Raw genomic sequence first — 13,427 nt, 5'->3', positions numbered from 1 at the left:
AGATAAAACCTCTTTATCAAGGTAGAAAAATCTATCCCACTCATACCTATCATTTATATTGCTATGCTTGCGTATATAAGCTAGAGTCATTTGTTTTTCCATTTTAATACTATTCTTGCTATCTTTCCCACACTACCTCTGCTATTTTTCTACTCTTACGCTATGTTATTTTTCCACTTTCGCACTATGCTATATTTCTCACACTATCCTTAGGATTTACTCTGCTATTTTTCTTACACTGCCCTTACTATTTTTCTACTTTCGCACTACATTATTTTTCTATATTTTACATTAGGCTATTTTTCTACTTTTTACACTATGCTATATTTCTCACACTATCCTTAGGATTTGCTCTGCTGTTTTTTCCACACTGACCTTGCTATCTTTCCACACTACCTCTGCTATTTTTCTACTTTTACATTAGGCTCTTTTTTGCACACTAACGGATTTGCTCTGCTATTTTTCTTACACTGCCCTTATTATTTTTCCCATACCAAGCTTACTATTTTTCTACTTTCGCACTACATTATTTTTCTATATTTTACATTAGGCTATTTTTCTACTTTTTACACTATGCTATTTTTTCACTCTCACACTACCCTTATTATCTCTCTACTTTAACACTACACTATGTTTCCCACACCACGCTTGCTGTTTTTCCAATACTAACATTAGGATTTACTCTGCTCTTTTTCCCATAATAAGCTTACTATTTTTCCATTTTCGCACTACGCTATTCTCACACTACCCTATCTTTCCCACACTGTCCCTACTATCTTTCTCACACTGCCCTTATTTTTCCACCTTCACACTACCCTTTAAGACAATTTTATCATTTTTTAGTTTCACTTCACTTGAACCTAGCTTTAAGCTAATCCCTTCCTCATCGCTTTGAATGACAAAAGTATGGTTGTCATATTGAGGCGTAGCCGAAATATCTCTTTGAATTTTGAGATTTTTCACTATGCTTTGAATGACTGTGTTTTTAGTGTTTATGAGCTTGAATTTAGCATTAGATAAAAGCTTGATAAAGGCTAGCTTAAATATTTTTCTTTGGGTTAAAGTTGGGGAAAGGGCGAAGTGTTTTTTACGATACTTGATCTATAATTTTTTCAAAAGCATTGATTTAAAGGTGAAAAAATCTAATTTTTTTCTCATCAAAATTTATAAAGTTGATAAGAATAAATCTGCTTAAGGTAGGCTTGCCAAGATAAATTAAAGGTAAAAATTCAAACAAGCTGAATTTTTGAAGAAAATTTAGAACTTACAATCATAAAAAGTGGCGAAGTATCTATAAATTCACACTTTATAATGACAAAAAACCACGAAATTTAGCTAAATTTCAAGCCTTTGCTGAATTTAAAGAAAAATTTTGAAATAAATTTGAAAATATTTGAGAATATTTTAAAAAATGTTAGAGAATTTAAAAAATTATAAATGTTTTGAACCGTTTAATGAATTTTTACCGTTTTATGAGATAATCTTTCTTTCATTTTAAAATTTCATAGAAAGGAGCAAAGATGAAAAGGCTTTTAGTGCTATTATGTGTGGGGTTTGGCTGTTTGTTTGCCGCTGTAAATATCAACACAGCTAACATTGAAGAGCTTAAATCCCTCAAAGGTGTCGGTGAAGGCAAGGCTAGGGCGATCATTGATTACCGCAAAGACCAAAATTTTACCACCATAGACGATATTAAAAAGGTTAAGGGCATAGGCGACAAGATCTTTAATGACATTAAAGATGACATTGTTGTGCAATAAAGATCTAAAATAGCTTATCATTTGAGGCTGAATTTTTAAATTTTTGATTTTTAAAAATTTTTTGTATATTTTATATTTTTTAAGCTTATTCTAAGTTTATTTTATATACAATTTTATCTTTAAAAACACAAAAGAAGTTTAAATCTAGTATTTTAGTAATGTCTTAGCTTTTAAGCTTTGTTCTTTGATTTATCATTGTTAATTTTCAAATCTTAGTCAATCTTTGAAATCTAAATAAGTGATTAAGTTGAGCCAGAGTGAGATTTACGCTGTTAGCAACTTTGCGAGTTTGCGAAAGCAAGCAAAAGCGTTGAAAGTGGGGCATTAAAACCCTACGAAAACGCAAAAAGCGTGAATTTCACAAGTGGGATTTGCCTTAAAGTGTGGCGAGTTTTGTAACCGCACAAAATGTGGTTTTACAAACCGCACGAAAAGCGTGAATTTCACAAAATTTCTTTTGAAAAAAAGATTAAACACTTCAACTTTATGGAGAGTTTGATCCTGGCTCAGAGTGAACGCTGGCGGCGTGCCTAATACATGCAAGTCGAACGATGAAGCTTCTAGCTTGCTAGAAGTGGATTAGTGGCGCACGGGTGAGTAAGGTATAGTTAATCTGCCCTTGGCTGGGGGACAACACTTAGAAATGAGTGCTAATACCCCATACTCCGCTATGACACAAGTTATAGTGGGAAAGTTTTTCGGCAAAGGATGAGACTATATAGTATCAGCTAGTTGGTGAGGTAATGGCTTACCAAGGCTATGACGCTTAACTGGTCTGAGAGGATGATCAGTCACATTGGAACTGAGACACGGTCCAAACTCCTACGGGAGGCAGCAGTAGGGAATATTGCGCAATGGGCGAAAGCCTGACGCAGCAACGCCGCGTGGAGGATGACACTTTTCGGAGCGTAAACTCCTTTTCTTTGGGAAGAATTTTGACGGTACCAAAGGAATAAGCACCGGCTAACTCCGTGCCAGCAGCCGCGGTAATACGGAGGGTGCAAGCGTTACTCGGAATCACTGGGCGTAAAGGGCGCGTAGGCGGCTTATCAAGTCTCTTGTGAAATCTAGGAGCTTAACTTCTAAACTGCTTGGGAAACTGATAAGCTAGAGTGGGGGAGAGGCAGATGGAATTGGTGGTGTAGGGGTAAAATCCGTAGATATCACCAAGAATACCCATTGCGAAGGCGATCTGCTGGAACTTAACTGACGCTAAGGCGCGAAAGCGTGGGGAGCAAACAGGATTAGATACCCTGGTAGTCCACGCCCTAAACGATGTATGCTAGTTGTTGGGGTGCTAGTCATCTCAGTAATGCAGCTAACGCATTAAGCATACCGCCTGGGGAGTACGGTCGCAAGATTAAAACTCAAAGGAATAGACGGGGACCCGCACAAGCGGTGGAGCATGTGGTTTAATTCGAAGATACGCGAAGAACCTTACCTAGGCTTGATATCCAACAAATCTGCTAGAGATAGCGGAGTGCTAGCTTGCTAGAATGTTGAGACAGGTGCTGCACGGCTGTCGTCAGCTCGTGTCGTGAGATGTTGGGTTAAGTCCCGCAACGAGCGCAACCCTCGTCCTTAGTTGCTAACAGTTCGGCTGAGCACTCTAAGGAGACTGCCTTCGTAAGGAGGAGGAAGGTGGGGACGATGTCAAGTCATCATGGCCCTTATGCCTAGGGCGACACACGTGCTACAATGGCATATACAATGAGACGCAATACCGCGAGGTGGAGCAAATCTATAAAATATGTCCCAGTTCGGATCGTTCTCTGCAACTCGAGAGCGTGAAGCCGGAATCGCTAGTAATCGCAAATCAGCCATGTTGCGGTGAATACGTTCCCGGGTCTTGTACTCACCGCCCGTCACACCATGGGAGTTGATTTCACTCGAAGCGGGGATGCTAAATCAGCTACTTTCCACAGTGGAATCAGCGACTGGGGTGAAGTCGTAACAAGGTAACCGTAGGAGAACCTGCGGTTGGATCACCTCCTTTCTAGAGTACAAAGTGATAAGTCTCACAACTATCACTCAAATTTTAGGCTCAATTTATCCTTATTTAGATTTCAAAGATTGACAGATATACAGAGAGCAGATTTTGGATTAAAAGCTGAATTTATGTTGAATTTTTGGATAAATTCACGATAATTTAGCTTAAAGGCGTGAATTTTTTGAATTTAAACCTAAATTCGTGCAAGATTTAGGATTTTATTTAAACTCAAAGCAAAATTCCGTTTTCCGTAATCAGTTCTCCGAAACGGGGAATTAGCTCAGCTGGGAGAGCGCCTGCTTTGCACGCAGGAGGTCAGCGGTTCGATCCCGCTATTCTCCACCATACAGAAAACAGAACACGGATTATAGAATACTAAAATCGGTTGTGCTTTGTTTTATGGGACTATAGCTCAGCTGGTTAGAGTGCACCCCTGATAAGGGTGAGGTCGGAGGTTCAAGTCCCCCTAGTCCCACCACTTAGAAGTCAGTCTTATGACAAAGATTTGAAAATAAAAACCTAAGCTAAGGGAATTCAAAGATTGAATTTGCGTGAATTTAAGGGCTTAAATTCAAGGCGAAATTGAATTTAAGGCTGAATTTTAATGAGTTCAAACAAAGAATTCACAAAATTCAAAGCGATTTTTTGAGTTTAAATTCAAACTTGAATTTAAAGTTGAATTTTTTTGTGAGTTTCAACAAAAATTCAAGCTAAATGCTGAATTTAAAAGCAAAATTCAAGCGAATTTAAATTTAAAGCTTTCAAAAGCTAAATTTAAATTTGAGAAAATATCAAATTTAAATTCAAGCAAGGCTGAATTTAAAGTTGCAAAAAATAAATTTGCAAAATCCAAAAAAATTCAGCAAAAGAATTCTTTTATCTTAGGTTTTTTAGCCTAATAAATTCAGCCTTAAACTGAATTTAATGTTCTTTGATTTATCATTGTTAAGAGTTACAAGCAAGTTTTAAAAACAATTTTACTGAACTTGTTAAAAGATAAATCCGCCGCATTTTAGCTTTATGCTAAAAATTCAACACTAGGGCTTTATCTGCTTGGATAGAGCGTTGAATGCTTTCCGTCTTAAATGCGAAGGGGTTTAATCATAAATTTTAACAAGGAAGTGATGCGTTTTAGAATCAAAACACATTAAATGGCAAGGCTTTTTTAAAGCCACATTGTGTATTTGTTTTGCAAAAAACAGATTTTAAAAAGGTATAAGCTACGAAGAGCGAATGGTGGATGCCTTGGGTAATAGAGGCGATGAAGGACGCACTAGACTGCGATAAGCTACGGGGAGCTGTCAAGAAGTTTTGAGCCGTAGATTTCCGAATGGGGCAACCCAGCGTGTAGAGATACACGCTACCATAATGGAGCGAACGAGGGGAATTGAAACATCTTAGTACCCTCAGGAAAAGAAATCAATAGAGATTGCGTTAGTAGCGGCGAGCGAAAGCGTAAGAGGGCAAACCTGATGCTTGCATCAGGGGTTGTAGGACTGCATCGTGCAAGAGATGAGCTTAGCAGAATGTTCTGGAAAGGACAATCCAAGAGGGTGATAATCCCGTATGCGAAAAGCGAATTTCAGCTAGCAGTATCCTGAGTAGGGCGGAACACGAGAAATTTTGTCCGAAGCTGGGGAGACCACTCTCCAACCCTAAATACTACTATTACACCGATAGTGCACAAGTACCGTGAGGGAAAGGTGAAAAGAACGGCGGTGAGCCGAGTGAAATAGAACCTGAAACCATTTGCTTACAATCATTCAGAGCCCTATTGTGAGTTCCTTTGAGGAATTTAAGGGGGGGGGATTTTCGTTTTATGAGTCCTCCCCTTTGCCCATATTTCTCGTAATTTTGATTGAAAGGAGAAAAATTATGGGTAAGGGACAACCTTCTAGCAACCCAAATGGAGCTGGTTTTCCATCTGGCACAGGAAAGCCTAGTGGTGGAGGCAGAGGCAACAATGCTCCATCTAGCGGTGGAAAATCCGGTGGCGGAAAGTCTGGTGGAGGACAATCCAGCGGTGGCAAGAAATAAGGTAGAATGATAGTTGCTTGGTATTTATTTAGAATTTAAAAGATTCTAAATAAATTTTAAAATAACGAGCAATTAGCAATTCTAAAAAATTTATGCAAGGCTTGTGGGTTATGAATTTTTTAAATTCCCACAAAAATTGCATGTAAATTCAATGATTCTTCAAAGGAATTCACAAGGGTGATGGACTGCCTTTTGCATAATGAGCCTGCGAGTTGTGGTGTCTGGCAAGGTTAAGGAAACCCGAAGCCGTAGCGAAAGCAAGTCTGAATAGGGCGATTAAGTCAGATGCTGCAGACCCGAAACGAAGTGATCTATCCACGAGCAGGTTGAAGCTAGTGTAAGAGCTAGTGGAGGACCGAACCAATAGGCGTTGAAAAGCCCCTGGATGACTTGTGGATAGGGGTGAAAGGCCAATCAAACTTCGTGATAGCTGGTTCTCTCCGAAATATATTTAGGTATAGCGTTGTGAAGTAATTAGAGGGGGTAGAGCACTGAATGGGCTAGGGCATACACCAATGTACCAAACCCTATCAAACTCCGAATACCTCTAATGGTATCACAGCAGTCAGGCGGCGAGTGATAAAATCCGTCGTCGAGAGGGAAACAACCCAGACTACCAGTTAAGGTCCCAAAATCTTACTTGAGTGGAAAACGATGTGAAGTTACTTAAACAACCAGGAGGTTGGCTTAGAAGCAGCCATCCTTTAAAGAAAGCGTAATAGCTCACTGGTCTAGTGATTTTGCGCGGAAAATATAACGGGGCTAAAGTAAGTACCGAAGCTGTAGATAGTGTCTATGATTATTTATACTACGCTCGTCTTTCGGCGATAAATCAATGAGTTTGATTTTTTCTCAAATCGGCAGCCTTAAATGGCTAGCCTCAACCTAAAAAAATCTGCACAACATTGATTTCTCATCCGAAATACTCGCTTAAATTTTTCAAAATGCTGAATTTTAAGCTGAATTTCTACAAGGAACGAGGATGGCGAAGTATTTTTGAGCTATTTTTGGGGTTGCGACACTTTGAGCGAGCGTAGCGCACTTGGCGTGCGTGAGCGAAGCGAAAAGTTAGCTCCGCAAAAAGAGCCAAAAAGACAAGCCAAAGTATGAATACTCATAGGCACTGTGGTAGGAGAGCGTTCTATTTGCGTTGAAGCTATATCGGCAAGAAGTGGTGGAGCGGATAGAAGTGAGCATGCAGGCATGAGTAGCGATAAAAGGGGTGAGAATCCCCTTCGCCGAAAACCCAAGGTTTCCTACGCGATGCTCGTCATCGTAGGGTTAGTCGGGTCCTAAGCAAAGTCCGAAAGGGGTATGCGATGGAAAATAGGTTAATATTCCTATACCAACATTGATGTGCGATGGAAGGACGCTTAGAGCTAGGGGGGCTAGCGGATGGTAGTGCTAGTCTAAGGTCGTAGGTGGCTTCGTAGGCAAATCCGCGAAGCATTACACCGAGAGCTGAAAGGCTTTTTGAAGTCTTCGGATGGATGGAAGAACCCCTGATGCTGTCGAGCCAAGAAAAGTTTCTAAGTTTAGTCAATGTTGCCCGTACCGTAAACCGACACAGGTGGGTGGGATGAGTATTCTAAGGCGCGTGGAAGAACTCTCTTTAAGGAACTCTGCAAAATAGCACCGTATCTTCGGTATAAGGTGTGGTTCGCAAGGTATTAGGATTTACTCCGAAAGCCTTGAAACTTACAACAAAGAGTCCCTCCCGACTGTTTACCAAAAACACAGCACTCTGCTAACTCGTAAGAGGATGTATAGGGTGTGACGCCTGCCCGGTGCTCGAAGGTTAATTGATGGGGTTAGCATTAGCGAAGCTCTTGATCGAAGCCCGAGTAAACGGCGGCCGTAACTATAACGGTCCTAAGGTAGCGAAATTCCTTGTCGGTTAAATACCGACCTGCATGAATGGCGTAACGAGATGGGAGCTGTCTCAAAGAGGGATCCAGTGAAATTGTAGTGGAGGTGAAAATTCCTCCTACCCGCGGCAAGACGGAAAGACCCCGTGGACCTTTACTACAGCTTGACACTGCTGCTTGGATAAGAATGTGCAGGATAGGTGGGAGGCGTTGAGGCATAGACGCTAGTTTATGCGGAGCCATCGTTGAGATACCACTCTTTCTTATTTGGGTAGCTAACTAGCTTGCGTTATCCGCAAGTAGGACAATGTCTGGTGGGTAGTTTGACTGGGGCGGTCGCCTCCCAAATAATAACGGAGGCTTACAAAGGTTGGCTCATTGCGGTTGGAAATCGCAAGCAGAGTATAAAGGTATAAGCCAGCTTAACTGCAAGACACACAAGTCGAGCAGAGACGAAAGTCGGTCTTAGTGATCCGGTGGTTCTGTGTGGAAGGGCCATCGCTCAAAGGATAAAAGGTACCCCGGGGATAACAGGCTGATCTCCCCCAAGAGCTCACATCGACGGGGAGGTTTGGCACCTCGATGTCGGCTCATCGCATCCTGGGGCTGGAGCAGGTCCCAAGGGTATGGCTGTTCGCCATTTAAAGCGGTACGCGAGCTGGGTTCAGAACGTCGTGAGACAGTTCGGTCCCTATCTGCCGTGGGCGTAAGAAGATTGAAGAGATTTGACCCTAGTACGAGAGGACCGGGTTGAACAAACCACTGGTGTAGCTGTTGTTCTGCCAAGAGCATCGCAGCGTAGCTAAGTTTGGATAGGATAAACGCTGAAAGCATCTAAGCGTGAAGCCAACTCTAAGATGAATCTTCTCTAAGCTCTGTGCTAGACTAGCACTTTGATAGGCTGGGTGTGTAAGAGCTGAAAGGCTTTTAGCTGACCAGTACTAATAGAGCGTTTGGCTTATTTTATACTGAATTTTGGCTGAAATTTGAATTTTAAGCCTTAAAATTTGGTAAGCATCACTTCCTTGTTAAGATTTATGTAACAGAATACGGAGGACGGAATGTGGGAGTTTGTGTCATTTTTAGTCTGTGCTAAAATCCACAAAAATTCACAAAATTTCGTCATTGCGAGACTTGACCTTGTCAAGTCGTGGCAATCCAAATTCACGCTTTAAAAAAGCGTGAAAAGCCCCATCCCTTGCGGAGGGAGTTTGGGGGTGGATAATTGCAAAGCAATCCAAAATCCAAAAAATAAATCTTAAATTCAAGGCAAAAATTCACAAAATTGCTTTAAAATTTGCGAAACTCTTAATAAAATCCACAAACATTGTTTTTTAAGCATTTTTAAAAGCTCAAAAAAGACAGCAAAAGCAAAAAAATGTTTAAATAACAATGTCCGTGATTATACAGATGTGGAAACGCCTTGCTCCATCTCGAACCAAGAAGCTAAGCACATCGTGGGTGATGATACTACGCCTTACTGGCAGGGGGAAAGTAGCTCATCGCGGACTTTGTTTCTTTCTATTTTATATAAAACACCCTTTGTTATTTGCAAGGAAACACTATTCAACAGCCCAAGCCCATACCGCGAAAGTACGATGACATTATAAGAAATATTGAAAACGGTATTTATCAAATCCCTAAATTCCAAAGAGATTTTGTTTGGAATTTAGATGCTAGTGCAAAATTGATTGACAGCATACTCAAAGGTTTTCCAATAGGCAGCTTTATTTTGTGGCGAACAAATACCGAGAGATTAAAGGCTACAAAGAGTTTAGGCAGTGTGTTTTTTAAGGAAGTTCCACAAAATGAATACATTTACTATGTCTTAGATGGGCAACAACGCATTACTTCTTTGTTTTTAGCTATTAAGGGAATTCATATCAAAAAGAATGTGGATTATAGGAACATTTGCATTGATTTAAGCAAGGATATTGAGAGCGATGATGAAATTTGCGTGATAAAAAAGCAAGATGAGCGAGTTAATTTAATAAGCGATGACGCTGAAAATAACAATGAAAATTTTATTAGCTTTTATGATTTAATGAATGTATCATTGCTTCAAATCAGCAAAAAACTTGGTGAAACACTTGCTTTAAAATGTGAGGTGCTGAAAGAACGCATAAAGACCTATGAATTTTCTACCATAGAAGTAGAAAATTCGTCTTTCTCAAAAATCGTTGATATTTTTACGAGAATCAACACAAGTGGCACAAAATTAACGCTTTTTGAAATAATGAATGCAAAAATTTACACCGATGGCGGATTTGATTTAGAGGAAAAATTTAAAGAATTGAGAGAGGAATTAGAGAATGTAAGCTATGAATCCATAGCCAAAGACCCAATAATTACATTGCAACTTATAGGATTATTTTTAAAGAAAAGTGCCAAAAGGGATGGAATTTTATCCATTAAAAAAGATGATTTTATAAATGAATGGGATAAGTCAATAGAAGCTTTAAAAATTGCAATAGAATTTATGAGAAGTTATTTAAAGATTCCTGCTTCAAACTTATTGCCATATTCAGCATTATTAGTTGTGCTCGCATATTTTTTTCGCATAAATGAACTAAAACCAGCAAATAAGATTCAATCACAACAACTTAGTAAATATTTTTTTAGAAATGCTTTTTCTTGGAGATTTTCATCATCTTCTGATACAACACTAACGCAAGATATAGAGCTGATAAACAAAATAAAAAAATGCGAAGAAATAGATTGGGATAAAAAAGTATCAATGCAAAACACAAGCAAAGAATATTTTGTTGATATACTAAAAAAAGATTTTTCTGTTTCTAATGCTTTTAACAAGGCTGTTTTGTGTATATTGGCTTATTTTGAACCACGAAGTTTTAAAAATTCTAATTTAGTAAGATTAGATAACTCTTGGTTGCGAAGCTCTGATGCAAAAAATTATCATCACTTTTTCCCCAAAGCGTATTTAAAGAGACAAAAGCAAGATGAATTTGCAAATGCATTGGCAAATTATCACGCTTGTTGATGATTATCTAAATAAGCGAGAAATAAAAGACAAAGAGCCTAAAAAATATATTGCAGAATTTCAAAACGAAAATCCTAATTTAAAAGATGACTTAAAAACGCATTTGATAGATTTTGATACCTTTGGAATTTTAGAAGATAATTACGACATATTTTTGCAAAAACGAGCTGAAAAAATAGCTGATGAAATTTTAAAAAGAATATAAATCCAAGAAAACGAACAAGTAATATAAAACACTCTAAAAACACTATAAAATCCACAAGTGTGATTTACAGTATCATACTTGTGCTTTGTATTTTTTCCATCCAAAAAAACCTCTCATAAAACTGCATAATTCCAAGTTAAGAAAAATATAACAATTTTGTGTTAAGCTATAATTTTTGACATATGATTTTTGACAAAGGAGTTTTAAATGCTTGATTATATAATTTTTCGCACTCAAAAGGCTTTGCTGCAACTTCTTTGCAATCTTATCCCCATAACAAATCTTCGCATTAAGATAAGACGGCTTCTTTTTGAAAAAATTCAAAGCAAGGTGGTTTTACTAAACGAAGTAGATAGCCATTTACCAAAGGCAATTTTAGCCAAAATCAACGCTTATGAAAACGAGTATTTTATACAGCAAAATGCGAAAATCTTGCCAAATTACGCAAAGATAAACGCTGAATTCAAGCAAATTTTAACAAATTCTCATAAAACAATGACGGGGGGGGGATTTAAGTTCTAATCAGCAAAGCTCTACCCAAAACACAGCATCTCAAAGCACAAACTCAAAAGACAAATCCGCTTTCAACGCTCAGCATTCCGCTATCTGCACCCATCACGGCTACTTCGACTTTGACGAAAACGCCAAAAACCCCAAATCCCCACTAAATCCTTGGGCTTTCATAAGGGTTTGCAACGAGGCAATTACGCTTAAAGCGTGTTTAGATAGCATTTTGCCAGCCATTCAGCGAGGTGTCATAGCCTACAATGACTGCACGGACGGCAGTGAGGAAATCATTTTAGATTTTTGTGCAAAATATCCAAGCTTCACCCCTGCCAAATACCCACACCACATTGAAATTCGTAATCCCAAAGCCCTAGAAAATAGGCTTTACCACTACTACAACTTCGCCCTAGCTCAAATCCCCAAAAAGCAGTGGCTCATCAAAATCGACTGCGACCACATTTATGACGCCAAACGCCTATACAAGAGCTTTTACCTGCCAAAAAAGCCTTACGAAGCAGTAGCCATAGCACGCCTTGATATACTCATAAAAGAACGCCAAGTGCGAGTTGGCAAGTATATACACGAGTGGTTGCAAGGGGATTTTTTGAACAAGGGCTATGATCATTGGCTGATTTACAACGAGGGCTTATGTTTTGAGGATGGTGGCAAGGTTGGCGATGAATTGCATTATGAACACCTTAGGGTTTCAAGACGGCAAAGCTTTTATTTAACCGAGCTAAACAACTACCACTTTCCTCTAATCAAGCACCAAAAAGCCTTCCTAGCTGATGTGAGAAAGGCAAATGATGAGTGGTTTGCAAATGCTTTTACCCTTGATGAAATCCGCCAAAGCGATTTAGTCGGCACTCGCATAGATCCAGCCCTACTTGATGAGACAAAAATCTTGCAAATTTATGATAACTTCGCTTGGGACAAGGCAAATTATGAAAAGCCTTGAGTGAGAATTAAGAACCCAAAGGCTGTAAAATTCGGTGAATTTTTTAAATGATTTTGTGGGTTTTTGAGTTTTTATAGTTTTTTAAAAATCTATAAATTTTTACAGATTTGCCAAAAATTCACATATTAAGTGTATTTTGAATAACGAATAAAACAAAAGGCTCAATTAAACTTAAACCAAATTGAAAGGTTTTTAAGTTATGATTGCACCTATGAAAAACAAATACATAGTCCGTTCCCGAATTTCTGAAAAGAAATTTAGGGAAATTTTGAAGTATTTTTACCTTGATTTAGAGGCGAAAAAAATCGCCGAAATTTGCAAAATTTCTCGTGTTTGTGCGAATAGAATTTTGCTGGAAATTCGCATTTTAATAGCCAAAGAGTGTGAAAAAATCTCTAAAATGAGTTCTGAGCTTAAAGTTGATGAGAGTTATTTTTTACAATGCTAGGCTAGTAACTGCTAGCAGAAGGGGCAAAAAGAGTGCGTGGTAAGCGTGGGCGTGGGGCTGGAAAAAAACGCCTGTGTTTTTACTTCGTGCTACGCACTCGTCCCTTTGCAAGAAGGTATGCTAAAATGCAATCGCACGAGTTTATACGCTAAAACACTTGCTCTGCCAAAGAGCTACTGACTATCATAAGGGACTTTGCAAAGCTGAACGAATGCGAGATTTACAGAAAAGCTTCAAAGCTTATGATGCCTTGGTGGATTTTTACAATGCTAGTCCCCCTCACTTTGCAAGAAAGAACAAAGGCTCAAGACCTTGTAAAGCAAACAAAAACGAGTTTGCAAAGGGATACAAGCACATAAACGAAATTGTGAACTTTTTTGCTTCGTGTAACTCGTCTTGTAACTGCGTAGTAAAATAAGCTTTGCGAAATTTAAACTTGCTAAATTTAAGAGCACAAAAAAGAAAATTTTATCCTTCATTTAACAGAAATTAAGACGAAACATTTAAAGCAATATTCTCATCAAAATTTGCTTAAATCGATAAGCCAAAATCCCATTAAAGTATCTTGAGCTAAATTAAATTTAGCCTCATTTCTTTGATAACTTAGAAAGAAACTTAAATTTAAATCAAACACACTCTAAATTCAAAAAACT

Annotated in this window: 8 protein-coding genes, 2 tRNA genes and 3 rRNA genes; 12 read left to right on the top strand and 1 reads right to left on the bottom strand. The window is 38.6% G+C overall.

Annotated features, from left to right (window positions below; translation table 11 throughout):
• Positions 1-1,520 precede the first annotated feature (1,520 nt).
• The 5 genes from DMC01_RS10860 (at position 1,521) to DMC01_RS10840 (ending at position 8,621) form a co-directional block, all read left to right on the top strand.
• Positions 1,521-1,760 (top strand): ComEA family DNA-binding protein, encoded by a 240-nt coding sequence (locus DMC01_RS10860; RefSeq protein ID WP_142694233.1) that lies wholly within the window; start codon positions 1,521-1,523, stop codon positions 1,758-1,760.
• Positions 1,761-2,243: 483 nt separating this feature from the next.
• Positions 2,244-3,756: ribosomal RNA gene (locus tag DMC01_RS10855) — 16S ribosomal RNA — on the top strand.
• A 263-nt stretch (positions 3,757-4,019) separates the two neighbouring features.
• Positions 4,020-4,095, top strand: a tRNA-Ala gene (locus tag DMC01_RS10850).
• A 56-nt stretch (positions 4,096-4,151) separates the two neighbouring features.
• Positions 4,152-4,228: transfer RNA gene (locus tag DMC01_RS10845), tRNA-Ile, on the top strand.
• Between the two features lie 735 nt (positions 4,229-4,963).
• Positions 4,964-8,621 (top strand): 23S ribosomal RNA (locus DMC01_RS10840).
• A 143-nt stretch (positions 8,622-8,764) separates the two neighbouring features.
• On the opposite strand, the gene DMC01_RS16060 is transcribed toward DMC01_RS10840, so the two are convergent.
• Positions 8,765-8,896: a hypothetical protein gene (locus DMC01_RS16060; RefSeq protein WP_282432307.1), complete on the bottom strand. Its 132-nt coding sequence runs from the start codon at positions 8,894-8,896 to the stop codon at positions 8,765-8,767.
• Positions 8,897-9,049: 153 nt separating this feature from the next.
• Here DMC01_RS16060 and rrf point away from each other — a divergent pair.
• From rrf to DMC01_RS16830, 7 genes are all read left to right on the top strand, one after another.
• Positions 9,050-9,166, top strand: a 5S ribosomal RNA gene (rrf, locus tag DMC01_RS10835).
• Together the 16S, 23S and 5S rRNA genes with 2 tRNA genes alongside form the textbook arrangement of a ribosomal RNA operon.
• Positions 9,167-9,204: 38 nt before the next feature.
• Positions 9,205-10,656: a DUF262 domain-containing protein gene (locus tag DMC01_RS10830; protein WP_142694232.1), complete on the top strand. Its 1,452-nt coding sequence runs from the start codon at positions 9,205-9,207 to the stop codon at positions 10,654-10,656.
• A complete protein-coding gene (locus tag DMC01_RS10825) occupies positions 10,628-10,861 on the top strand; it encodes a hypothetical protein (RefSeq protein WP_185908877.1) in 234 nt (77 codons plus the stop codon). Before DMC01_RS10830 ends, DMC01_RS10825 begins: the two co-directional genes overlap by 29 nt.
• Before the next feature lie 207 nt (positions 10,862-11,068).
• Positions 11,069-11,383: a hypothetical protein gene (locus tag DMC01_RS10820; RefSeq protein WP_142694230.1), complete on the top strand. Its 315-nt coding sequence runs from the start codon at positions 11,069-11,071 to the stop codon at positions 11,381-11,383.
• A gap of 82 nt (positions 11,384-11,465) precedes the next feature.
• Positions 11,466-12,326: a beta-1,4-N-acetylgalactosamyltransferase gene (locus DMC01_RS10815; RefSeq protein WP_142694229.1), complete on the top strand. Its 861-nt coding sequence runs from the start codon at positions 11,466-11,468 to the stop codon at positions 12,324-12,326.
• A 268-nt stretch (positions 12,327-12,594) separates the two neighbouring features.
• On the top strand, positions 12,595-12,774 hold the full coding sequence (locus tag DMC01_RS16835; RefSeq protein ID WP_427846127.1) for a hypothetical protein: 180 nt from the start codon (positions 12,595-12,597) through the stop codon (positions 12,772-12,774).
• A 211-nt stretch (positions 12,775-12,985) separates the two neighbouring features.
• Entirely contained in the window at positions 12,986-13,192 is a 207-nt protein-coding gene (locus tag DMC01_RS16830) for a hypothetical protein (RefSeq protein ID WP_427846126.1), read from the top strand.
• Positions 13,193-13,427: the final 235 nt, after the last annotated feature.

It is taken from the genome of Campylobacter troglodytis (genome assembly GCF_006864425.1).
GTDB classification, from domain to species: domain Bacteria; phylum Campylobacterota; class Campylobacteria; order Campylobacterales; family Campylobacteraceae; genus Campylobacter_D; species Campylobacter_D troglodytis.
This window is presented reverse-complemented; position numbering and strand designations above follow the sequence as displayed.

Excerpts from the sequence above, each read along its gene's own strand:
- DMC01_RS10825 (WP_185908877.1), top strand. The coding sequence starts at position 10,628 with ATGCATTGGCAAATTATCACGCTTGTTGATGATTATCTAAATAAGCGA.
- DMC01_RS10820 (WP_142694230.1), top strand. The coding sequence starts at position 11,069 with ATGCTTGATTATATAATTTTTCGCACTCAAAAGGCTTTGCTGCAACTT.
- DMC01_RS16830 (WP_427846126.1), top strand. The coding sequence starts at position 12,986 with ATGCGAGATTTACAGAAAAGCTTCAAAGCTTATGATGCCTTGGTGGAT.
- DMC01_RS10860 (WP_142694233.1), top strand. The coding sequence starts at position 1,521 with ATGAAAAGGCTTTTAGTGCTATTATGTGTGGGGTTTGGCTGTTTGTTT.